This window comes from Cognatazoarcus halotolerans (genome assembly GCF_009800965.1).
Lineage (GTDB): Bacteria > Pseudomonadota > Gammaproteobacteria > Burkholderiales > Rhodocyclaceae > Cognatazoarcus > Cognatazoarcus halotolerans.
In genome coordinates this window covers 247,593-269,490 of sequence record NZ_WUAF01000006.1, presented here as the reverse complement: position 1 = coordinate 269,490, position 21,898 = coordinate 247,593, and the positions used below count along the sequence as shown (strand labels likewise).

Sequence of the window (21,898 nt, the reverse complement as noted above, 5' to 3'; positions counted from 1 at the left end):
TCCGGAGACGGGGCCGCCACGATTGTCCTTGATTGAAGAGCCCATTCATGTCTGAAAGCACCAACCTGCCCGTTCAGGACGAAAACCAGCTGATTGCAGAGCGTCGCGCCAAACTCGCCGAGTGGCGCAAGACAGGGAAAGCCTACCCCAACGATTTTTCCCGCGAGAACACCGCCGGCAAGCTCGATGAGCTGTACGGCGATAAGAGTCGCGAAGAACTCGAGGCCGCCCCGGTCGAGGTCAAGGTCGCCGGCCGCATCATGCTCAAGCGCGTGATGGGCAAGGCGGCCTTCCTGACCATCCAGGATCTTTCCGGCCGTATCCAGCTCTACGTCTCGAAGAACGACGCCGGCGAAGAAACGCTCGAAGCGCTCAAGCAGTGGGACCTTGGCGACATCGTCGGCGCTGTCGGTACGCTGTTCAAGACCAAGACCGGCGAGCTCACCGTCAATTGCAGCGAAGCACGCCTGCTCACCAAGAGCCTGCGCCCGCTGCCCGAGAAATTCCATGGCCTTACCGATCAGGAAACCAAGTATCGCCAGCGCTACCTCGACCTGATCATGAACGAGGAGTCGCGCTTTACCTTCGTGGCGCGCAGCCGGCTCGTGCAGTCGATCCGCAATTACATGACCGGCCATGGCTTCCTCGAGGTCGAGACGCCGATGATGCATCCGATCCCGGGCGGCGCCTCGGCCAAGCCCTTCGTTACCCATCACAACGCGCTCGACATGGAGCTGTTCCTGCGGATCGCGCCCGAGCTCTATCTCAAGCGCCTGGTGGTCGGCGGCTTCGAGAAGGTATTCGAGGTCAACCGCAACTTCCGCAACGAGGGCCTTTCGCCGCGCCACAATCCCGAATTCACGATGATGGAGTTCTACGAGGCGTATGCGAACTACCAGACGCTCATGAACTTCACCGAGGGCCTGCTCCGTCACGCTGCCCGCGAAGCGCTCGGCACCGAGGTCTTCAGCTACCAGGGCCGCGAGCTGGACCTGTCCAAACCATTCGCCCGCCTCACCATGGTCGAGGCAATCCGCCAGTATCACCCGGGCTATACCGAGGATCAGCTCAATGACGCCGCCTGGCTGAGCGAGAAACTCTCGTCGATGAAGGTCGACGTCAAACCGGACACCGGCCTCGGCACGCTGCAGTTGCTGATGTTCGAGGAGACCACCGAAGCCGAGCTGTGGAACCCGACCTACATCGTCGACTACCCGGTGGAAGTCAGCCCGCTGGCACGCGCCTCGGACCGCAACCCCGGCATCACCGAGCGCTTCGAGCTCTTCATCGTCGGCCGCGAGATCGCCAACGGCTTCTCCGAGCTCAACGACCCCGAAGACCAGGCTGCGCGCTTCCAGGCGCAGGCCGCCGCCAAGGATGCCGGCGACGAAGAGGCCATGTATTACGACGCCGACTATGTGCGCGCGCTCGAATACGGCCTGCCGCCGACAGGGGGCTGCGGCATCGGTATCGATCGCCTGGTGATGCTGCTGACCAACAGCCCCGCGATCCGCGACGTGATCCTGTTCCCGCAGATGCGTCCGGAGTGAGTGACATCCGCAGGCCGGTCGATGACCGGCCTGCATGAGCCCATCAGGAGCCGGTTTGAGCATTCACCAGTTGCAGGTCGCTTTCGACGCGATACAGGACCGCCTCGTCCTTCGGGTATCGACCACGGCGAACGAGGAGATTCGCGCGCATCTCACACGTCGTTTCGTGCGCGAGATCTGGCCGCACCTGGTTCGCGTACTGGGCGGGCACCTGGGTGGCGCAGCAACAAACCGCGAAGGCTCGGCCTCCGAGCAGCCCGCCAAGAATGAAGGTACGTTCAGCGAACCCTTCAAGGACGATCAGCTCACCCGCCCGCTCGGCAGTAAGCCGCTGCTGGTGGCAGAGTGCCAGATCGAGGCTCCAGGCGCCGGGCGCTGCCGCCTGATCCTGCGTGAACCGCGCGAGCGAAGCCTTGTGCTCGAACTCGACAAGAGCCTCATGGAAATCTTCTGCTCGATGCTGCGCGCTGCCGCCAATGTCGCCGACTGGGGCCTGGCGCTCGAATACGACGCACGCCCCGTGTCAACGCCCCCCGAGTCGGACGAGACCCCGAAGATTCTCCACTGACACGCCTCGGCAGCACCTCCCGCGATGTACACCGTCATCCAGCCCGCCGCACTTGCCCTCGACGCCACCGGTACCCCGTGGTCGGAGCAGTTCGGTGACGTCTATCACTCACATGACGGCGGACTCGGCCAGACCCGGCATGTATTTCTGGCAGGCAACGGTCTGCCCGAGCGCTGGCGGGATCGCAGGCGTTTCGTCATCGTCGAGACCGGCTTCGGCCTGGGTCTGAACTTCCTTGCCACCTGGGCCGCCTGGCGCAGCGACCCATCGCGCTGCGGGCGGCTGCACTTCATCTCGTTCGAGAAACACCCCTTCAGCGGAGCGGACCTTGAAACGCTCCACCGACGCTGGCCAGAGTTCGCGGATCATGCGCGTGCACTTCACGCGCGCTGGCCGGCCCTCACGCCCGGCCTACACCGCCTGCATTTCGACGACGACCAGGTCTGCCTGACGCTATTTTTCGGCGACGCACTTGACGGCCTGGCGCAGGTCAGCGCCCGGGCGGACGCGCTTTATCTTGATGGCTTCTCGCCTGCCCTCAATCCCGAACTGTGGAGCCCGCGGGTCTGCCACCTGCTGGCACGGCTGTGCGCCGCCGACGCCACACTTGCAACCTGGTCGGTGTCCGGCAAGGTGCGCGAGGCGCTCGGCCATGCCGGGTTCGTGGTCGAGAAGGCACCCGGATTCGGCGGCAAGCGGCAAATGCTTCGCGGCCGATTCACACGGCGCGCCGACCCGGTGCCGGAACCGACGGACCGTCAGGCGCTGGTAATCGGCGCCGGACTGGCGGGCACCGCGGTAGCCAACCGGCTGGCGACACGCGGCTGGCGGGTGGAGATCATCGACAGCGCATCCCGCCCCGGGCAGGGTGCCTCGGGGAATCTGGCAGGCGTACTGCGGCCCCTGCCCAGCCTCGACGACAACCGCCTCGCCCGCCTTACCCGGGCAGGCAGCCTCTACGGACGCCGTCACCTCGAGGCCCTTGCAACATGCACCGTGCCACCACGCTGGGAAGCCTGTGGCGTACTGCATCTGGCCCGCGACCCGGTACATGAGGCCAAGCAGCGTCAGGTGGTCGAGTTGCAGCAAGCGCCCGCGGATTACCTGCGCTTCGTGGACAAGGACGAGGCCTCGCGGATCGCCGGCTGGCCGCTTCCGTTGGGCGGCTGGTGGTTCCCCGGCGGCGGCTGGGTCGAGCCACCCAGCCTGTGCGAGGCCAATCTTCTCTCCGTCGGCGCGCAGATCCACCGCCACTTCGGCAATACGCTCGATTGTCTCGAGCGCAGGGATGATCGCTGGCATGCGATCGCTTCGGATGGTGGCAGCATCGCCAGCGCGCCCGTCGTCATCCTCGCCAACGGTGTCGGCATCCGACAGGTCGCCGAAGCCTCGCCCCTGCCCGTGCGAAGTGCCCGTGGACAAGTGTCACACCTGCCGGCCGCTCCTGGCAGCGTACCTCGTGTCGTGGTGTGCCGGCTGGGCTACGTCAGCCCCGCGATCGACGGCCAGCGCTGCGCCGGCGCCACCTTCCTGGTCGATGACGATGATCCCGCGATGCGGCTCGACGAACACCGCGAAAACCTTGCCAAGCTCGATTTCATCCTGCCCGGATTCGCCTCCGGGCTTGATCCCGCCGTGCTCGGAGGCCGAGTCGGTTTCCGCCCTGCTTCGCCCGACCGGCTGCCGATGATCGGCGCGGTTCCGACCGGCGAGAGACCTGCCGGCTCGACGCTTCTCGCCCACCTGCCCCGCCATCCCGGCCTGTTCGCGATGTCCGGTTTCGGCGCGCGCGGGCTGGTATGGAGCAGCCTCGCCGGCGAACTCCTCGCCAGCCAGCTTGATGGCGATCCGCTGCCGCTGGAGCGTGACCTGGCAGACGCGCTCGACCCGGCCCGCTTCCTGTTGAAGCCCGCCCGGCAGATGCGTGCGGAAGAATGAGCCGAGGCCGAACGTGTCCCGCTGCCGGATGGCACTGATTTGTAAGCCTTGATTGCTGACGTGCGCCTGAACGGCACTGCGACGTTAATGTGCGCGAGACCTTTCAGGAGCATCACCGATGAGCACCCAACCTACTGCCCCGCGCCTGCATCCCATGCTCTGGATCGCGGCCATCTCGGTCACCGTGGTCAGCATGCTCGGCATCGCCTCGATGACCGGCCTGCTGCCGTCCGGCTCGGCTGCGATGCAAAAAACCACCGACTTGCAGGAAGGCACGCCGCCAGTCGTGGCAGAACAGCCTGCGCCGACTCCGGTCCCCGCAGCCACGAAGGCCGCCGCCGAGCCGGTCGCCACCGTCGAGCCGGCTCACACGGAAGCACCGACAAAGAAGCCCGTCCCGGAAAAGCATCCGACCACGATCGCAAAGGCACGCCCCGAGCCGCATCAGAAGCCGATCGCACGCAGCGAACCCGAGCCCGCGCCGGTCGCTTACGACGAACCGGTCGTACCGCGCGCCCAGCCTCATCTGCAGTGCTTCGACTGTGGCCGTATCGAAGCCATCCGCCCGATCCAGGCGCGTGGCGAGGGATCGGGCATCGGCGCGATCGCGGGCGGCGTACTGGGCGGTGTGCTTGGCCACCAGATGGGCAAGGGCACCGGCAAGGACCTTGCCACCATCGGCGGCGCAGTACTTGGCGGTATTGCAGGCCACCAGGTCGAGAAGACCACGCGCACAGTGACGCGCTATGAAGTGTCGGTACGCATGGACGACGGCGAACATCGCGTCATCGCGCTCAAGGAAGCGCCCGCCTGGCGCGAGGGCGACCGTGTGGCCGTACGCAATGGCCGCCTCGTATCACCCGAGGGCGCGCAGCCTGAGCCTTATTCGTCGAACGAACAGGTCGGCGGCCCCGCGCGGTTCTGAATCGGCCGCCTGGCCCGGCGCGTCGTCCGGGCGGTGTGACGCCCGCCATCGGGCGGGCGCCCGGTCGCCGGATTACAGGTAGGCGCGGACCCGCCGCGTAACCAGCTCACGGCCCATCACTTCCACCAAGGCGTCGATCGCGGGCGTCTGCGTCATCCCGAGCAACAGCACCCGCAGCGGGATCGCCACCTGCGGCATCTTCAGGCCGTGATTCTTCATTACCGCCTTGATCGCCGCACTGATCGCCTCACGGCTCCATTCGCAGTTGCCAAAGGCCTCGATCAGCTCGGCGAGCGCCGCCTTCGAGGTTTCGGTCATGTGCTGGCCGAGCAGCTCGTCCGAAGGGCGAATGTCCAGATACACCGGCTCCACCGCATCGGCCAGTTCGACCAGCGTCGCGATGCGATCCTTGTAGAGCGCGATCACTGTCTCGAGAGCGGGCCCCTGCTCAGGATTCACTCCCCGGTGGGCAAGCCGGTTGGCCGCATCGGCAGCCAGCACCGCATCGGGTGTCTGCTTGATGTAGTGCGCATTGAGCCAGTTGAGCTTCTCGGTGTTGAACTGCGCGGCCGAAGGGGTGATGTGGTCCAGGTCGAACCACTCGGTGAGCTGCTCGCGCGAGAAGACTTCGTCGTCGCCATGACTCCAGCCCAGCCGTGCGAGGTAGTTGATGACCGCGTCGGGCAGGTAGCCGTCGTCGGAATACTGCATCACGCTCACCGCGCCGTGGCGCTTGGAGAGTTTCTGTCCATCGTCGCCAAGGATCATCGACAAGTGGGCATACTGCGGCACGTCGGCCCCCAACGCGCGCAGGATGTTGATCTGCCGCGGGGTATTGTTCACATGGTCGTCACCGCGGATCACGTGAGTGATCTGCATGTCCCAGTCGTCGACCACCACGCAGAAGTTGTAGGTCGGCGTACCGTCCGGGCGCGCGATGATGAGGTCGTCCAGCTCGCTGTTGGCAAACTCGATACGGCCCTTCACCAGATCCACCCAGTGCACCGACCCTTCTGCAGGGTTGCGGAAGCGCACCACCGGCTTGACACCCGCCGGCTGCGTCGGCAGCGTCTTGCCCGCCTCGGGACGCCAGCGGCCGTCATAGCGCGGCTTCTCGCCCCGCCCCCGCTGCGCTTCGCGCAGGGCATCGAGTTCTTCCGGCGTGGTGTAGCAATAGTAGGCGGCGCCCGAGGCCAGCATCTGCGCGACCACCTCCTTGTAGCGATCCATGCGCTGCATCTGGTAGAACGGCCCCTCGTCCCAGTCGAGTTCCAGCCACTTCATGCCATCGATGATGGCCTGCACCGCTTCGGGCGTTGACCGAGCCACGTCGGTATCCTCGACACGCAGGATGAACTGCCCGCCATGACGTCGGGCAAAGGCCCACGAGAACAGGGCGGTGCGAGCACCGCCAATATGCAGGAAGCCGGTGGGGCTGGGTGCGAAACGGGTACGGATCTGGGTGGTCATCGAAGGCAGCAGTCGGATACGCGAAAGAGGCGCATTTTACGTCAATCGGGCCAGTCGCCCCACTTCCACACGCGCAATACCTTGACGCGCACGGCTACGCCTCATTAAAATCCGGCCTCTTTCTGACGCGGGCGGTTAGCTCAGCGGTAGAGCACTGCCTTCACACGGCAGGGGTCACTGGTTCGATCCCAGTACCGCCCACCACGCTCAGAAGACAATCCGTCGCAAGACGGGCGGTTAGCTCAGCGGTAGAGCACTGCCTTCACACGGCAGGGGTCACTGGTTCGATCCCAGTACCGCCCACCACGAACGATGCGAGAGGTCCTGTCTTACAGATTGGGCCTCTTTGCCATTCGGCGGCGGGGTTTTTCAGCGAGAACGACCCCAGGTCGGCGAACCTGTACCCCTACTGTTCCCGCCCCTCCAGTCGGGTTCTTTGCTCGATCAACACGTTAAGCTTGCTCTGTGCGGCGTCCATCCTTGCCTTGTAACGCGTGGTAGTGGCTTCCATCTCGGTCGAGATGCTTGCCTCCCATGTGGCGCCGGCAAGATTGTTGTTCGCTCGGCGCTTCTTCAGCGCCAACTGCATTAGATCTCGATCGAGGTCGTCCTGAAGTATCGCAAGCGCCTTTTCGGTTCGTTCAATTTCTCTGATCGTATCGCGCAGCTTGAGCTCGCGTTGATTCCGATCGCTGATCGCTCGCAACCGATCAGTCTCATTCCGAGCCGGTGCTCAAGCACCTGCTGAAGGGCTCGTCTCATCAATTGGTGCGCCCTGACCGATTGCCGGCGCGACCTTGATTCTTTCTCCACTACCTTCACACGGAGAGTCGGAGAACGCAATCCGACCACCCTCCCTGCATCGATAAACGTCGGCAGCGGCATGACTTACAAGCATTGCGGCGGCCAGTCCAATGGCAATGGATCTCAAAATCGAGCGCTCCCGTCCGACGACGGTATCGGAATGATCGGCAAGGCACCGCGACTTAATGGGCTCCTCCCCACCCCTCGCTCACCGCGTGACAATGAACAACGTGCGAACCGCCCAAGGTGGTCTGCCCGGGGTATTCGCCGCGACACACCTCCCGCGCCAACGGGCAGCGCGGATGAAAATGGCAGCCCCCGGGCGGATTGATCGGAGACGGTATTTCCCCACCCGCTCCCGCCGCGAAGCCATGCTCACCGTCAAGTTTCGGCACGGCTGCCAGCAAGGCCCGGGTATAGGGATGCGCGGGGGCACGAAGGACCTGCTCGGCGGGGCCCGCCTCGACGATGCGCCCGAGGTACATCACGGCCACGTCGTGGGCGAGATAATCGACCACCGCGAGGTTATGCGTGATGAACAGGTAGGACAGCCCCAGCTCGGCTTGCAGCTCGCGTAGCAGGTTGAGAATCTGGGCCTGCACCGAAACATCGAGAGCGCTGGTTGGCTCATCGCAGACGATGAGTGCGGGTGCGACCGCGAGTGCGCGGGCGATCGCGATGCGCTGGCGCTGCCCACCCGAGAATTCATGCGGAAAACGGCTGCGCATCGCGGGGTCGAGGCCAACCCGTTGCAGCAATTCGTCGATGCGCGCGGATCGCGCTTCGAGGCTCTCGCCGACCTTGAGCGCAGCCATGCCTTCGAGCAGGATGTCGCCAATGCGCATGCGCGGGTTGAGCGAAGCGAAGGGGTCCTGGAAGACCATCTGCAACCCCTTGCGGTGCGGCTTCATGGCCTGTGGGGAAAGTCCCACCAGTTGATGTTTGCCGAACAGCACTTCACCCGCGGTCGGGCGCACGAGTTGCAGGATGGCCTTGCCGACCGTCGTCTTGCCGCAGCCCGATTCGCCAACCAAGGCGAGCGTACGGCCGGCGGAAATCGAGAGCGACACCCCATCGACCGCACGGACATGCCCGACCACACGCTTGAACAAACCCTTGCGAATCGGGAAATGGACTTCGAGACCGCGTGTCTCGAGCACCGGGCCATCGGCTTTTGCGGCGGCCGCTGGCACTACCGCTCCGGGCGCGGCCTTGACCCATTCCGCGCGCTCGTTCTCGAACAGATGGCAACGCACCTGCTGGCCATCCACACTGTGCCAGCCCGGTGCTTCGCTGTGGCAGCGCGCCATCACCGCGGGACAGCGGTCGGCAAAGCGACAGCCTGCGAAGGCTCGATCGAGCGGTGGCACCGTCCCTTGAAGCGTTTCGAGCGCGTGGCCTCGCAACGCCTCGGAAGGCAGCGCGGCAAAGAGTTTGCGCGAATAGGGATGTAGTGGCGCCGCAAAGAAGTGCGCGCGGTCTCCGGTCTCGACCAGTTCCCCCGCGTACATCACACCGACCTGATGGGCCATCTTCGAGACCACGCCAAGGTCATGGGTGATCAACAGCATGCCCATGCCACGCTCGGCCTGCAGCCGCATCAGCACCTCGAGGACCTGGGCCTGGATGGTCACGTCCAGCGCGGTGGTCGGTTCGTCGGCGATCAACAACTGTGGCTCTCCCGCAAGCGCCATCGCGATCATCACCCGCTGCTTCATGCCGCCCGACAATTCGAACGGATAGGCAGAAAGGCGCTCGGCCGGATCGGGAATCCCCACGGCACCAAGCAGTCGCAAGGCTTCGCCACGGGCCGCCTCACCATACAGACCACGATGCAAGCCCAGCACTTCGGCGATCTGGTCAAACACCGTCATCACCGGATTGAGACTGGTTGACGGCTCCTGGAAGATCATTGCGATCTGCCCGCCGCGAACCTCTCGCATCGCAGCTTCAGGGCGGGCGAGCAGATCGCGACCACTGAATTCCACCTGCCCGGCCGCAATCCGGGCTGCCATCGGGAGCAGGCGCATCAGCGCCAGCGCGGTCATCGATTTGCCACAACCGGACTCGCCCAGCAGCGCGAAGGTTTCACCAGCGCGAACAGCGAACGACACGCCATCCACCGGCCTCAGCGTCGCCCGCGGCGTCTGCAGTTCGACCTTGAGCCCGCGCACCGCGAGCAAGTCGGCGGCGAGGGCTGCCGGCTTCGGAAGTTCTTCAAGCATGGTCATGGGGCAGGTCTTTCGAAGCTTTGGATATGGCGCGGGCCGCACAGTGGCGGCCCGACATCATTCCCGCAAGGCGGGACACAGACACAGTGTCCGGAGAGGACTCAGTGGTGATGGCCACCCGCGCCATGCACGTGGCCATGGCTCACTTCTTCTGCGGTGGCGGGACGGACCTCGGCAACGGTCACGTCGAACAACAGCGCGATGCCGGCGAGCGGATGATTGCCATCGACCACCACCTTGCCCTCCGCGACGTCGGTGATGCGATAAACGATCTCTTCTTCGCCATCGTCGGTGACGCGCTCGAAGGACATGCCGACCTCGATGTTCTCGGGGAACAGGGAAGCCTCTTCGACCAGCACCAACTCCTCGTCGTAATCACCGAAGGCGTCGTCCGGCTGGAGCTTGATCTGGAACTGCTCGCCCTGGTTCTTGCCATGAAGCTCTTCCTCGAGCTTGGGGAAGATCCCGTCGTAGCCGCCGTGGAGATAGACCAGCGGATGCTGACCGTCGTCGATCATGTTGCCGTCCGGATCACGCACGGTGTATTTGAGCGTAACGACGGTGTTCTTAGCGATTTGCATTGAGCTTCCTTGTTTCGAGTTGCTTGACGAGTTCAAATATTTCGGCCGCGTGGCCCTTTGGCGTGACGTCGTAGAGCGCAGCCTGGATGATACCCTCGCGGTCGATCACGAATGTCGATCGCACGACGCCGACCCGATTCCGGCCATCCACTTCGCGATTCTTGAGCACATCATAAAGGCGGCAGACTTCTCCGTCTTCATCGGAGAGCAGATTGATTGCCAGCCCGTGCTCGTCGCGAAACTCCGCGTGCGTCAGGCAATCATCGGGACTGACCCCCAGGATGGTGCAGCCGAGCCGGTCGAACTGGTCCTTGTGATCGCTGAAATCGGTCGCCTGTCGCGTACAGCCGGGGGTGTTGTCGCGGGGGTAGAAATACAGCACCACGTTCTGCTTGCCGAGTACCGACGCGAAGTCGAAAATCTCCATGTCTGCATCGGGCAATGAGAATGAGGGGGCACGATCTCCGCTTCGCAGCATGGGTTCTCCCTGACGTGCGGGCGATTTTATCCGAGTCGAACCGCGAACACTACCAAGGCTTTCGGCGGGTGGCAGATGCATTGTCTCTCTCCTCTGGCGTCACTGTCGTCGTTGATCGCAAGGCTTCTTCGGCATGGCGTTTGTGAACGAATAGCCCAAGCCGGCTGCCGCCTCAAGGCGAAATCGTCCGAACGGTCAGGATTCGAGGAAAAAACGTGAAACAGACCACAATGCGCGCGATGCGCCTTGCAAGCCCCGGCAACGCACTCGAGCTGTGTGAGCTACCCGTGCCGCGGGCCGGCAAGGGCCAGGTCCTGCTCCGGGTGGAAGCCTGCGGCGTGTGCCGGACAGACCTTCACCTGATCGACGGGGAGTTGCCGGATCCGGTGCTGCCGATCATCCCTGGTCACGAAATCGTCGGGCGCGTAGTCGCGACCGGAAACGGTGTCGACGGGCTGTCCACCGGTCGGCGGATCGGCGTTCCGTGGCTCGGCTGGACCTGCGGCCAATGTGGCTACTGCGACACGCATCACGAGAATCTCTGCGACAACGCGCGCTTCACGGGTTATCAGATCAACGGCGGCTATGCGCAGTATGCCGTTGCGGATGCGCGTTACTGCTTTCCCTTGCCGGAAGATGCCGACGCGGCTGCGCTCGCACCATTGCTGTGCGCTGGCCTGATCGGCTACCGCGCACTGGAAATGGCTGGAGATGCAAGGCGCCTCGGCATCTACGGATTCGGCGCGGCCGCGCACATCATTACCCAGGTCGCGGTGTGGCAAGGCCGCGACGTGTTTGCCTTCACACGCAAGGGTGACGACGAGAGCCAGGCCTTTGCGCGCCGCCTCGGTGCAAGCTGGGCCGGCCATGGCGAAGAGCACCCACCCGAGACACTCGACGCCGCACTGATCTTCGCCCCGGTCGGCGCCTTGGTGCCCGCTGCGCTGCGGGCACTGCGCAAGGGTGGAAGCGTGGTCTGCGCAGGCATTCACATGTCCGACATCCCGACCTTTCCCTACGACATCCTGTGGGGGGAGCGTCGCATCGTGTCGGTCGCCAACCTGACCCGCTCGGATGGCGAGCACTTTCTCGACATCGCCGCGCGCATTCCGATCGAGACATCGGTCACACGCTACGCGCTGACCGAGGCAAACCACGCGCTGGCGCAACTTCGCGAGGGCCTGCTGCAGGGTGCCGCAGTATTGATCCCCTGAGTCCGCCTCCTGCCTCGGCGACGATTCATCGAGCCGCGGCGGGCACCTGACATATTGCGGCCGAGATCCTTCCGCGCCGACATAGCTCAGCCACGCAGGCCTCACGATCAAGAGGAGCCAGAACCCCGCAATCGCGCAGAGCACGATGCGCAGTATCGTCCGGCAGAACGATCGGGCCGGCATGGACCATCAACGCGGCTAGCAATCGCACGTCGCTGTCCTCGCCGGTGATCCTCATGCTCTCCGCAGGCCCACCCAAGGCGCGGTTTTCGTTCGTCACCGCCGTCACGGGCGCCGGCGTCGCCGCAGCAGACCTCACCTGGGTCGGTGTCACCCGCGCCTGTCGCTCGACCGGCCGGGGCGCCGCCGCGACCCTCATCGGCTGCGAAGGGGGGTCCTGGACCTCGGCGACCACGATGTGCGCCGGCGCCGAATTGACGTCCGGCAGCGCATCCGCCATGGGTGAACGTGAATCGGGCACCGTGGCCGGTGTTGCGGGCCGCCGGAAATCCTCCGTCACACGCGGCGCCTCGACTGCCGGCATCGGCCAGAACACATAGCCGGCAGCAGCCAGCGCCGCGAGCACGGCCGCCATCCGGAAACCCATCACCGCAACTCGCCAGGATCCCATGCGGCGGCATTCACGACCGTCACCCGACAGCGCCGCCAGTATGGCCGTGGGCGCGGCGTCCCTCTGCGTCAGGGACGAGGAGAACAGGCTGGGAGCTTGGCGTCCGCTTCGTGTCATGCCGAACGTCCTGGAGGAATCCAAAAAAATGCCATATGGAAATTCAATTGTCGTAAAATTCGCGCCGTTCGGATTCTAACCTCAGTTTCCATCGTCATACACCCGCATTCACATCAATCGACCGAAATGCCTGTCCTGATCGCCGCGTACTTCTGCGTGGCCACTTCGATCCTTGCCTTGATCGCGTTCCCCGGCCTTCGCAGAAGCATCGTCACCCGGCTCGCTTCCGCCGCCCGACCCGGCGCCAGGCACGCCGCGCAATGGATTCAAAGGAGTGCGCTTGCCCTGCGTGCAGCACCGGACACCATCCTTGGACCGATGCGCGCGGCGCGCGGCGGGGTACATCGGGCGGGGCGCCGGTTTGCGCTGGCGCTCCTCCTCGTCGCCATCCCGCCACTGATCGTGATGTTCCATAGCACCGGGCCCGAACTTCTCTACGAGGAGTTCGATGACAGCGCCAACCGGCACATCGAAACCCTGCTCGCCGGCGAACAACTCGTGCCACCGCGGCCGCTGCCACCCGCGGTCTTCCAGACCCGCGAGGTCGAACGCATCATCCCCGAACTCGCCTCTGCGAGCCGCGACTGGATCCGCCTCGACGATGCCTTCCGGCAGCGCCTCCTGCTGGTTTTCCGGACCCTGCGCGAACGTCACGGATACGAACCCGTGCTGCTCGAAGGCTACCGAAGCCCCGAGCGTCAGGCGCGTCTCGCCGCACTCGGACCGCACATCACCCGCGCCGGCGCGTTGATGAGTTATCACCAATACGGACTCGCAGCCGACATCGCCTTCGTCGCCGACGGAAAGATCGTCATCGACGAAAACGATCCGTGGGCGGCGCGCGGCTACCGGCTCTACGGCGAGATCGCCGAATCATTGGGTCTGACCTGGGGCGGGCGCTGGACGATGCGCGACTTCGGGCATGTCGAGCTGCGCCGTCCCGGCGTGCTCGGCCGCCCCTCGACGAAATCATAGAAAACACGGCATGAGCAGACCATTCATCCTCATCGGGGACAGGACCAGTCACGGCGGTACGGTAATCAGCGCCTCTCCAACTTCCGACTGCAACGGCCGCGGCATTGCACGGGTCGGCGACAAGGTAAGCTGTCCCAAGAAGGGTCATGGACGCGTCACCGTGATTGCCAGCGGCGATCCCTCCGCGCTGATCGATGGCCAGCCGGCGGCCCGCCATGGTGATCTGACCGCCTGCGGTGCAATGCTGATCGCCAGCCAGTCGCTGACCACCGACTGAGCCGCAGACAGTCCGCCGATGGTCATCCGAATCATCCGTACAGGCTTCGTCCTGTTGCTCGCCTGCTCGCTGGTATGGGCGCTGGTCCTCGCCTGGTGGGCCGACCGTCTACACACACCGAGCCCGCGCGACATGCTCCTCTACATGGCGCTGCTGCCCCTCGCGCTGCTCGGAGGCTATGCGCTTCTGCGGGCATTCATCGACGGCCTGCGGTATCCCGCCGTGCCGGCGGCCGCGCCACAGCCGGCAATTTCCGCGCAGACATCCACGCCGCCCGAGCAGCTTCGGCCGGCACTGTGGCGGCCGCTCAAGGCCAGCTTCGTGCACACCGCGCAGGGCGCCGGCGTCGCACAGCTGCGTAACGCGCTCGAGGCGGGCAGACGGCCCGGGCCCGACCCGCAGCTGCGTGACGCCGACGGATTCCCGGTGTTTGCCGGGCGCGTCGAGGCGCTCGACTGCGACGATCTCGCGGCGCGGCTCGACACCCTCGCCTCACGGATCGGCGCCGCACCGATCCACCAGCCGGCCATCGTACGAGCGCTGGCGATCCTCGAGCACGCCCTGCCCGACATCCTCGCCGCGCTCGACGAGGCCCCCACTGAATCGAGTGCCACTGCCACGCTCGCGCCACGGCTGTGCTGGTTCGTGCCGCAAAGCTGGCCGAGCCACTGCTTCCCCATGCTCGAAGCCTGGCTGCTTGAACACCGGGAAGTGCTGGAACACCCCCCGGGCGAAATACGAATCGTGCCTGCAGCTTCGACCGCCGAACTCCTGCAGGTGCTTTTCGGCGAGCATCCGGCCGATGCAGGTTCGGCGCCGCTGCTGGTGATGGCCGCGGAATCGTCGCTCGCCGAGGATGTGATCCTCGGCTGGGAGCACGCCGGCACACTCTTCAACGCACACAACCAGCACGGGCGCATTCCCGGCGAAGCCGCCGCCGCCCTGTTGTTCGGGCCGCCACGGTGCGATCCGGCCGACGACATCGGCGCTGCACGGATGGCCGAAGCGGTGCGCGACAGGCGCCCGGCACCTCCGGGCACGCACAACAGCACAAAGGATGAAACGCTCTCCTCTGTCCGCAGCCGGGCAATGTCGCAAGCGCAGCTTCAGCCTGAACAGATCGGCGTCGTGATCGGCGATATCGATCACCGCGCCGCATCTGCCGTCGAGGTCTTCACCGCACTCGGCGACGAATTCGGGCATCTCGACCCCTCGACCGATGTCCTCGCGTTGGGCGCCGGCTGCGGCGACACCGGCATCGTTGCGCCACTGCTCGCTCTCGCCCTGGCGAGCGAACTCGCGACACAGGACGCCCGCCCGGCACTGTGCCTGTTCGCCCAGGACAGCATCGACCGCGCCGCGGTTGTCGTGACACCCGCGCCCGCCCGGCCCCTTTCCTGAACTCCGGCCCGACCATGTCCCGCCTTCGCAATCTGCTCGTCGATTCACGCACCCTGTCATTCATTGGCATCGCCGCGCTCGTGGCCTTTTTCTTCCTCGGTGCGGACACGCTCGAACTCGCGCTCTACTGGGCCGCGCTCGCCAGCGGCATCATCGTGGTGGTGTGGCTGGGCATCTGGTTGTGGCGCCGCAGGCAGGCCAGGCTTGCCGCCGAACGGCTCGACTCGGTGCTCGACGAGCAGGCCGCCAGAATCCAGGCCCGCTCGGTCACCGCCAGCCAGCCCGAGATGGCCGCGCTGCGCCAGCGCCTGAATGCTGCCATCAAGACCATTCGCAGCTCGCGTCTGGGTCAGCAGTCGGGTCGCGCAGCACTGTACGAGCTGCCCTGGTACATGCTGATCGGCAACCCCGCGGCGGGCAAGAGCTCCGCCGTGCTGAGTTCCGGCCTGACCTTTCCTTTCGCCGACCAGGAAGGCTCGGTGATCCAGGGCGTCGGCGGCACCCGTGACTGCGACTGGTTCTTCACCACCGAAGGCATCCTCCTCGACACCGCTGGACGCTACGCCATCCACGAAGAGGACCGCAGCGAATGGCTGGGCTTCCTGGATCTGCTGCGCCGTCACAGGCCCCGCGCGCCGATCAACGGCATCATCGTCGCGGCAAGCATCGCCGAGCTTACCGGCAATCCGCCCGAGTTCGCGATCAACCTCGCCAAGAAGCTGCGCCAGCGCGTTCAGGAGCTCACCGAGCGGCTCGAGGTGCACGCGCCGGTCTATCTGATATTCACCAAGGCCGACCTCATCACCGGCTTCAACGAGTTCTTCCAGGACGCCGACAGCGGCGAACGCAATCGCGTCTGGGGCGCCTCACTGCCTTTCGAGCCCGATCGCGGCAACGACGCAATCGCCCGCTTCGACAGCCACTTCGAAACGCTTTACCAGGGCCTTCGCGAGATGAGCGTGGTACAGATGTCGCTCGCCCGGGGCGGCAGCATGCCACCTGGTCTGCTCGCCTTTCCGCTCGAATTCGCGGCGCTCAAGCCCGCGCTGAGAGCCTTCGTCGCCACCCTGTTCGAAGACAACCCCTTCCAGTTCAAGCCGATCTTCCGCGGCTTCTACTTCACCAGCGCGTTGCAGGAAGGCGAGACCCGCAGCAATGCAGAGAGCCGTATCGAACAACGCTTCGGACTTGCCGGCAATACCGTGCAGAGCACCCGCATCGCCTCGCGCAACGGCTTCTTCCTCAAGGATCTCTTCGCCCGCGTCATCTTTGCCGACCGCAACCTGGTGCGCCGCCAGACCAGCCGCACGAGGCAACGCCTGCGCCAGGGCGCCTTCGTGCTGTCGATGGCGCTGCTCGGCGGCGCGCTGGCCGGCTGGACCTGGTCCTACATCGGCAACCGTCAGCTGCTCGCCAATGTCACCGCCGATCTCGACAAGGCGGTCAAGCTGCAGGATGGGCGCACCGACCTGCAGTCGCGTCTCGAAGCGCTCGAGATCCTGCAGGACCGTCTCGACCAGCTGCAGCATTTTCGCGACACGCGCCCGCTGTCGATCAGCCTCGGCCTTTATCAGGGCGAGCGTATCGAGGCACGGCTGCGCGATGAGTACTACGCGGGCATCCGTGTGGTACTGCTCAAGCCGGTGAGCCAGAACCTCGAGATCTTTCTCGACGAGGTGAACCGCAACGCCGACACGCTCGAAGCGCCCCCGGAACCGGCAAGCGCCGCCTCCAGCCCCGCCGACACGCGCTACCGCGAGGCATCGCCGCGCAAGGTCGAAGACGCCTACAACGCGCTCAAGGCCTACCTCATGCTGGCCTCGCCCGAGCACGTCGAGGTAGGCCATCTGAGCGATCAACTCACCCGTTTCTGGCGCGGCTGGCTGGACAACAACCGCGGCAACATGCCGCGCGAGCAGATGATCCGCCTTGCCGAACGCATCCTCTCATTCCATCTCGCCCACGCCGCAGACCCCGACTGGCCGCGCATCCAACCCGATCTCGGCGTGGTCGATCAGGCTCGACAGAACCTGCGCCGCGTAGTGCGCGGCATGCCCGCGCAGGAGCGGGTCTATGCCGAAATAAAGGCGCGCGCCTCGACCCGCTTTGCGCCAGTCACCGTCGCCGGCATCGTCGACAAGGACAACGCCGGGCTGATCGCCGGCAGCCAGGTGGTCTCCGGCGCGTTCACCGTGAAGGCCTGGCGCGACTATGTGGAGCCGGAAATACGCCGGGCCGCCAACGAATCGCTGCAAAGCGCGGACTGGGTCCTCAACATCTCCACCCGCGACGATCTCACCCTGGAGGGCAGCCCGGAGCAGATCAGGAAGCAACTGGTCGCGGCCTACAAGGCCGATTACGCCGAGGCCTGGAAGGCTTTCGCGCAAGGCATCGCGGTGAATCCCTTCGACGATTTCGACGATGCCGTCAAACGGGTGAACGTTCTCGGCGATCCGCAACGCTCGCCGATCGGTGCGCTGCTCCGGAAAATCGACGAGGAAACCGCCTGGGACAATCCCGGCCAACTCAACGTGGGTCTCGAGCGTGCCCGGACGGGTTTCGTCGAGTGGTTCAAGCGCTCGATCCTGCGCATGGCGCCGAGTCGCGTCGCGCTCGACGTGAACGTCACCGCGCCGGCCGCTGCCGTGCAGATGGGTCCGATCGGCGAGGCCTTCGCCGGCATTTCCCGGCTGACCATGGCGCGCGACAGCACCCCCACCCTGCTCGACACTTATCTGAAACAGCTCGCGGCAGTACGCGGGCGCCTCAACCAGTTGCATAACCAGGGCGACCCCGGCCCCGGCGCGCGCAAGCTCATGCAGGAGACCATCGAGGGCGGTGGTTCGGAACTGGCCGAGACCCTCCGCTTCGTCGACGAACAGATGCTCTCGGGCATGAACGACGCACAGCGGGTGGTGATCCGGCCGCTGCTGGTACGGCCGCTGCTGCAGACCTTCAACGCGCTGGTCACCCCCGCCGAGACCGAGCTGAACAAGGTCTGGCAGGCCCAGGTGCTCGATCCGTTCAACAAGGGACTGGCGACGAAGTACCCCTTCGACACAGGCGCACGCATCGAGGCAACGCCGGCCGAAATCGGCAAGATCTTCGGGCCTGACGGCGCGATCACCCGCTATCTCGATACCGCGGTCGGACCGCTGGTGGTACGCCGTGGCGATCTCGTCACCCCGCGCACCTGGGGCGATCTCGGCGTGCGCCTCAATCCCGCATTCGTCACCGGCGTGGGCACCTGGGTTGCGCCGCTGGCCGGCGGCTCGGATGCGGCAGGCGGCAAGACCGGTGCCGCGTCCGGCCGTACCGTGTTTCAACTGCAACCCCGACCGGTCCCGGGAACGGCCGAATACACCGTCGAAATCGATGGCCAGCGGCTGCGCTACCGCAACACGCCGCCGCAATGGGCCAACTTCGTGTGGCCGAACGAGGGCGGCACTCCCGGCGCGCGCATCACCGCCACCACCTTCGATGGAAAGACTATCGAGATCGTCAATCATCCGGGTCGCTTCGGTCTCGAACGCCTGATCAGCAGCGCGCAGCGGAAGCGCCTCAGCGACGGGAGTTTCGAAATGTCGTGGTCGGCGGAATCACTCACGGTAAGCCTCGCACTGCGCATCATCAGCAGCCCCGAAACCCGGGCGAGCGACAACACGGCACCCACCCGTCCCGGGCTGGCCGCCGCCGCGCTGCCCGAACGCATTGCCGGCCCCATGCCGGCTGCGACCGGGATCACCCCAAGCGGAGCGGCGAAATGAGCACACCGGTGATTGGCCGCCATCCCGCCTACTTCGGCAAACTGCCCTCGCGGGACGATTTCGTGCGCAGCAGCGGAGATTCCAGACTGCTCACCCCCCTCGACCGCTGGCTTTCGCAGGTAATGGAACTGCTCGCCGAGAACCCGCGCTGGAAGCCGCTCTACGACGCCTGTCCGCCAATCGATTTCGCCTTCCTCGGGGCGCGCTCCCGCCTCTCGATCGCGGGTCACCTCGCACCAAGCCGCGACACTTCGGCACGACGCTTTCCGTTCATTTCCGTGATCGAGGTCGAGTCCGACGATCCACTCGGTTTTCTCTCGAACGCACCGGCGCGCCTGTCCACGACCTGGGCGCGACTGGGCAGCGTAGCGAGTGCGGCCTGCCGCGCGGACGATGCGGCGCCAGCATTGCAGGCATTCGCCGGCGACCCAATCGCGCTCACACCCCATGAGCAGGGCCTCAGCACGATTCACGAATTTCTCACCAGTCACCGCTGCGGCGAGCTCGAGGCGCAGCTGTCACGGACCGGCCGGAAGATCGATCTGCGTCGCCTGATCATCGCTCTCGGCCTGCTGCTGCGGCCCCTATCCACCACGCCGGGCGCCGCAATTGCCCGGGGCCTCGATCTGCCGCTGCCCGAGAGCGCGGCACTGCGCGACACCGTGGCCACGCTGTGGCTGCACCTGATCGGCGGATTCTTGCGTCGCACCAGCGCCGAACTGCAGATTCTGCTGACATCGATCAACGGCCAGATGCGGCTGATCGTGGGCTTCCAGGGCGCATCCGCGCTGAATCTCGTGGATGCACTTGCGCCCGGTGGAGCGGAGCCGCACAACATCCGGATCGATTATCCCGAATGGGTCGACGAGCAGCTCGGCGCCGATTACGGACTCACCAAACTTTCGAGCTATCTATCGCAGCCGGCGCTGTCGCTCGACCGCGCGGTAAGCAGCTTCCGCGAAGTATTCCTGGGGGAATGAACATGAATTTCGCCCTTCGCTTGCTCATGCCGCTCGCGGCCATCGTTCTCACCTCGCTCGCCCCCGCCACTACGGCGGCCGAAACGGCGACGCCTGCACCGGGCCCGGTCATCGCCAGCGGTACCGTTCCCGACGAGGCCGCACGCGCCGCCATCCTCGGCAGACTGCGTGCCATCTACGGAAATGATCGGATCGTGGACCAGCTGGAGGTGGGCGGCGTCCTGCCGCCGCCAGGATGGACCGGACGGGTCACCGCCGCACTGGGAGACAATCTGAGACAGATTCGCGATGGTCGCCTCGAGATCGACGGTACCCGCGTCGCCCTGAGCGGCACGGTTGCCAACGAGGTGCAGCGCCAGGGGCTGGTAAGCGAAATCGCCAGGGCGCTCAGTCCGGCCTACACGGTCAACAGCAGCCTGCGCATCGGCAAGAGTGCCCAATCCACCCTCGACGATGCACTCGCCAACCGGATCATCGAATTCCGCAGCGGCAGCGCCACGCTGACACCCCAGGGCATCGCGCTCGTGGACCAGCTGGCACGGGTCGTCCGCGACCTCGGATCCGAGCGGATCCAGATCATCGGCCATACCGACAGCAGTGGCGAGCGTCTCGCCAATGTCGCCCTCAGCCTCGCCCGCGCCGGTACGGTAAGGGATTATCTGGTCAACAAGGGCATCGCAGCCGAACGGCTCAGCGCACTGGGCGCCGGCCCCGACCGCCCGATCGCGGACAATGCCAGCGAAGATGGCCGCGCCCGGAACCGCCGCATAGAGTTCCGGATCGTGCGCTAGAGAACAGCCGGGACGGTCAGCCGCCGCCGTCGCGCGCCTCAAGTCCCAGCAGCTCCTCGATCCTCGCCAATTCCCCGTCGTCCCGCACCACGCTTCGCAACCAGTCGTGCAGGGGCATTTCACCCCAGCGCGCGGCCTTGTCGGCCAGATAGGCCACCGGACTGTGCGGTTCGGTGGCGCGGAAGAACGCCGCCACCTCTCGCAATTGGCGAATCGCCCTTTCCCGCGTCATGCCCGCGCCCAGATCTTCCTGCCGAAGTGGCAGGGCGGGCACCTGTGCGACAGCGGCATCCTGTTCCTCGGCTGGCAGCGCAGCGCAGGCCTCACCGGGGAAACCCCCGAGCGCAGTCTGCAAGGTTTCCAGCACCTCGCGCGCGGGCGCCCATCCCGGCGCCTCCTCGCCGAGATAGCCCGCCAGCAAACTCTCGAGCGCATCGAGCGCCGCCCCGCAGTCATGTGCGGCGGCTGCGAAGGCCCGCAAGCGCTCCACGGGTGTGGTACGGCGCGCCGCCTCGATCCGATCGATGCTCACCCGGTCGCTTGCCGCGGCATGGCCATCGCCTTGAGTCGTTTCGGGATTGCGGGCATGCGCGCGCGCCGCCTCGAGATCGGCAAGACCATAGCGGCCCTGCGGCGAATCGGTCAGCGGCGAGCGCCTAAGCCACTCGGTCGCGTGGCCGGCAAACCAGGCCAGCGCCCCGGCCCGCAGTTCCTGATCGCCGTCCTCTGGTAGCGGATGAAGCGCATCCCAGTAACTGGCGCAAAGGCCTTCGACCAAGCGGAAACCGGCGGCCACGCCGGCAAGACCGTGCTGACGGGCCCATGCTTCGGCAAGCCAGCCGGCAATGCGCAGATCCTTGCTGCGTTCGACCAGCAGGGTTTCGCAGATCCGTGCGACCCGCGACCAGTCCGCTTCCTTCAGGACGCTGATCCACTCGCCCTGCGCCAACGAAGGATCGTCTTCACGCCGCGCTTCGGCAATCTCGTCAAATTCGTCCGAAAAGCTGAGATCTTCGCCGCAACCGGTTCCGCCAGGAACGGGCGCCAGCAGGCTTGCCAGTTGCATTCCGCCACCCCCAGAAAATGACAAATGCGAATTCTAGCAAACGCCGGCAAGTGGGCGACGGGAGTCGCCCTCGGTGCCGTCACGCAAAGTCACAAACCACGCCCCCGCGGCCTCAAGTCGGAGGGGCGCGGTGC

19 protein-coding genes and 2 tRNA genes are annotated in these 21,898 nt (G+C 65.5%); 13 read left to right on the top strand and 8 right to left on the bottom strand.

Annotated elements, in window-relative coordinates; all coding sequences use genetic code 11:
- Positions 1-47: 47 nt before the first annotated feature.
- The 4 genes from lysS (at position 48) to GQB03_RS10390 (ending at position 4,981) form a co-directional block, all read left to right on the top strand.
- Positions 48-1,550, top strand: a complete 1,503-nt coding sequence (gene lysS, locus GQB03_RS10405; RefSeq protein WP_159688465.1) for a lysine--tRNA ligase — start codon at positions 48-50, stop codon at positions 1,548-1,550.
- A gap of 34 nt (positions 1,551-1,584) precedes the next feature.
- Positions 1,585-2,118 (top strand): hypothetical protein, encoded by a 534-nt coding sequence (locus GQB03_RS10400; RefSeq protein WP_159688462.1) that lies wholly within the window; start codon positions 1,585-1,587, stop codon positions 2,116-2,118.
- A gap of 24 nt (positions 2,119-2,142) precedes the next feature.
- Entirely contained in the window at positions 2,143-4,056 is a 1,914-nt protein-coding gene (mnmC, locus tag GQB03_RS10395) for a bifunctional tRNA (5-methylaminomethyl-2-thiouridine)(34)-methyltransferase MnmD/FAD-dependent 5-carboxymethylaminomethyl-2-thiouridine(34) oxidoreductase MnmC (protein WP_159688459.1), read from the top strand.
- 118 nt (positions 4,057-4,174) lie between these two features.
- Positions 4,175-4,981 (top strand): outer membrane lipoprotein, encoded by an 807-nt coding sequence (locus tag GQB03_RS10390; RefSeq protein WP_159688457.1) that lies wholly within the window; start codon positions 4,175-4,177, stop codon positions 4,979-4,981.
- Between the two features lie 72 nt (positions 4,982-5,053).
- On the opposite strand, the gene gltX is transcribed toward GQB03_RS10390, so the two are convergent.
- Positions 5,054-6,451 carry a glutamate--tRNA ligase gene (gene gltX / locus GQB03_RS10385; RefSeq protein WP_200832174.1) on the bottom strand — a complete coding sequence of 466 codons (1,398 nt, stop codon included), beginning with the start codon at positions 6,449-6,451 and terminating at the stop codon, positions 5,054-5,056.
- Between the two features lie 129 nt (positions 6,452-6,580).
- On the opposite strand from gltX, the gene GQB03_RS10380 reads away from it, so the two are divergent.
- Positions 6,581-6,655: transfer RNA gene (locus GQB03_RS10380), tRNA-Val, on the top strand.
- 27 nt (positions 6,656-6,682) lie between these two features.
- Positions 6,683-6,757 (top strand) — tRNA-Val (locus GQB03_RS10375).
- A 100-nt stretch (positions 6,758-6,857) separates the two neighbouring features.
- Here the strand turns inward: GQB03_RS10375 and GQB03_RS10370 are convergent.
- From GQB03_RS10370 to GQB03_RS10350, 5 genes are all read right to left on the bottom strand, one after another.
- Positions 6,858-7,157: a hypothetical protein gene (locus GQB03_RS10370; protein ID WP_159688455.1), complete on the bottom strand. Its 300-nt coding sequence runs from the start codon at positions 7,155-7,157 to the stop codon at positions 6,858-6,860.
- A 27-nt stretch (positions 7,158-7,184) separates the two neighbouring features.
- On the bottom strand, positions 7,185-7,349 hold the full coding sequence (locus tag GQB03_RS23540; RefSeq protein WP_407644535.1) for a DUF4124 domain-containing protein: 165 nt from the start codon (positions 7,347-7,349) through the stop codon (positions 7,185-7,187).
- An 88-nt stretch (positions 7,350-7,437) separates the two neighbouring features.
- Positions 7,438-9,486, bottom strand: a complete 2,049-nt coding sequence (locus GQB03_RS10360) for an ABC transporter ATP-binding protein (protein ID WP_159688449.1) — start codon at positions 9,484-9,486, stop codon at positions 7,438-7,440.
- Positions 9,487-9,587: 101 nt separating this feature from the next.
- The gene (locus tag GQB03_RS10355; protein WP_159688448.1) at positions 9,588-10,067 is read right to left on the bottom strand and encodes an FKBP-type peptidyl-prolyl cis-trans isomerase; all 480 of its coding nucleotides are present in this window, start codon (positions 10,065-10,067) and stop codon (positions 9,588-9,590) included.
- Entirely contained in the window at positions 10,054-10,545 is a 492-nt protein-coding gene (locus GQB03_RS10350; RefSeq protein ID WP_159688445.1) for a peroxiredoxin, read from the bottom strand. Before GQB03_RS10350 ends, GQB03_RS10355 begins: the two co-directional genes overlap by 14 nt.
- A gap of 215 nt (positions 10,546-10,760) precedes the next feature.
- On the opposite strand from GQB03_RS10350, the gene GQB03_RS10345 reads away from it, so the two are divergent.
- On the top strand, positions 10,761-11,759 hold the full coding sequence (locus tag GQB03_RS10345) for a zinc-dependent alcohol dehydrogenase family protein (protein WP_235027020.1): 999 nt from the start codon (positions 10,761-10,763) through the stop codon (positions 11,757-11,759).
- Between the two features lie 25 nt (positions 11,760-11,784).
- Here GQB03_RS10345 and GQB03_RS10340 read toward each other — a convergent pair whose 3' ends face one another.
- Positions 11,785-12,366 carry a hypothetical protein gene (locus GQB03_RS10340; protein ID WP_235027019.1) on the bottom strand — a complete coding sequence of 194 codons (582 nt, stop codon included), beginning with the start codon at positions 12,364-12,366 and terminating at the stop codon, positions 11,785-11,787.
- A 120-nt stretch (positions 12,367-12,486) separates the two neighbouring features.
- On the opposite strand from GQB03_RS10340, the gene GQB03_RS10335 reads away from it, so the two are divergent.
- The 6 genes from GQB03_RS10335 to GQB03_RS10310 are packed head-to-tail and all read left to right on the top strand — an operon-like array spanning position 12,487 to position 20,698.
- Complete coding sequence (locus GQB03_RS10335) at positions 12,487-13,482, top strand: M15 family metallopeptidase (RefSeq protein WP_235027018.1); 996 nt, start codon at positions 12,487-12,489, stop codon at positions 13,480-13,482.
- 10 nt (positions 13,483-13,492) lie between these two features.
- Entirely contained in the window at positions 13,493-13,759 is a 267-nt protein-coding gene (locus tag GQB03_RS10330) for a PAAR domain-containing protein (protein WP_159688438.1), read from the top strand.
- An 18-nt stretch (positions 13,760-13,777) separates the two neighbouring features.
- Positions 13,778-15,160, top strand: coding sequence for a hypothetical protein (locus tag GQB03_RS10325; protein WP_159688436.1), 1,383 nt, complete (start codon positions 13,778-13,780; stop codon positions 15,158-15,160).
- A 14-nt stretch (positions 15,161-15,174) separates the two neighbouring features.
- The gene (gene tssM / locus GQB03_RS10320; protein ID WP_159688433.1) at positions 15,175-18,927 is read left to right on the top strand and encodes a type VI secretion system membrane subunit TssM; all 3,753 of its coding nucleotides are present in this window, start codon (positions 15,175-15,177) and stop codon (positions 18,925-18,927) included.
- Positions 18,924-19,907 carry a type VI secretion system-associated protein TagF gene (gene tagF, locus GQB03_RS10315; protein ID WP_159688430.1) on the top strand — a complete coding sequence of 328 codons (984 nt, stop codon included), beginning with the start codon at positions 18,924-18,926 and terminating at the stop codon, positions 19,905-19,907. Before tssM ends, tagF begins: the two co-directional genes overlap by 4 nt.
- Before the next feature lie 2 nt (positions 19,908-19,909).
- Positions 19,910-20,698 (top strand): OmpA family protein, encoded by a 789-nt coding sequence (locus tag GQB03_RS10310; protein WP_159688428.1) that lies wholly within the window; start codon positions 19,910-19,912, stop codon positions 20,696-20,698.
- 16 nt (positions 20,699-20,714) lie between these two features.
- Here the strand turns inward: GQB03_RS10310 and tssA are convergent, their stop codons facing one another.
- Positions 20,715-21,764 (bottom strand): type VI secretion system protein TssA, encoded by a 1,050-nt coding sequence (gene tssA / locus GQB03_RS10305; protein ID WP_159688425.1) that lies wholly within the window; start codon positions 21,762-21,764, stop codon positions 20,715-20,717.
- Positions 21,765-21,898: the final 134 nt, after the last annotated feature.

Coding starts and splice junctions, on each gene's coding strand:
- GQB03_RS10310 (WP_159688428.1), top strand. CDS start 19,910: ATGAATTTCGCCCTTCGCTTGCTCATGCCGCTCGCGGCCATCGTTCTC.
- lysS (WP_159688465.1), top strand. CDS start 48: ATGTCTGAAAGCACCAACCTGCCCGTTCAGGACGAAAACCAGCTGATT.
- GQB03_RS10325 (WP_159688436.1), top strand. CDS start 13,778: ATGGTCATCCGAATCATCCGTACAGGCTTCGTCCTGTTGCTCGCCTGC.
- mnmC (WP_159688459.1), top strand. CDS start 2,143: ATGTACACCGTCATCCAGCCCGCCGCACTTGCCCTCGACGCCACCGGT.
- GQB03_RS10390 (WP_159688457.1), top strand. CDS start 4,175: ATGAGCACCCAACCTACTGCCCCGCGCCTGCATCCCATGCTCTGGATC.
- tssA (WP_159688425.1), bottom strand. CDS start 21,764: ATGCAACTGGCAAGCCTGCTGGCGCCCGTTCCTGGCGGAACCGGTTGC.
- GQB03_RS23540 (WP_407644535.1), bottom strand. CDS start 7,349: ATGCTTGTAAGTCATGCCGCTGCCGACGTTTATCGATGCAGGGAGGGT.
- tagF (WP_159688430.1), top strand. CDS start 18,924: ATGAGCACACCGGTGATTGGCCGCCATCCCGCCTACTTCGGCAAACTG.
- GQB03_RS10330 (WP_159688438.1), top strand. CDS start 13,493: ATGAGCAGACCATTCATCCTCATCGGGGACAGGACCAGTCACGGCGGT.
- gltX (WP_200832174.1), bottom strand. CDS start 6,451: ATGACCACCCAGATCCGTACCCGTTTCGCACCCAGCCCCACCGGCTTC.
- GQB03_RS10360 (WP_159688449.1), bottom strand. CDS start 9,486: ATGACCATGCTTGAAGAACTTCCGAAGCCGGCAGCCCTCGCCGCCGAC.
- GQB03_RS10355 (WP_159688448.1), bottom strand. CDS start 10,067: ATGCAAATCGCTAAGAACACCGTCGTTACGCTCAAATACACCGTGCGT.
- GQB03_RS10350 (WP_159688445.1), bottom strand. CDS start 10,545: ATGCTGCGAAGCGGAGATCGTGCCCCCTCATTCTCATTGCCCGATGCA.
- GQB03_RS10400 (WP_159688462.1), top strand. CDS start 1,585: ATGAGCCCATCAGGAGCCGGTTTGAGCATTCACCAGTTGCAGGTCGCT.
- GQB03_RS10340 (WP_235027019.1), bottom strand. CDS start 12,366: ATGGGTTTCCGGATGGCGGCCGTGCTCGCGGCGCTGGCTGCTGCCGGC.
- tssM (WP_159688433.1), top strand. CDS start 15,175: ATGTCCCGCCTTCGCAATCTGCTCGTCGATTCACGCACCCTGTCATTC.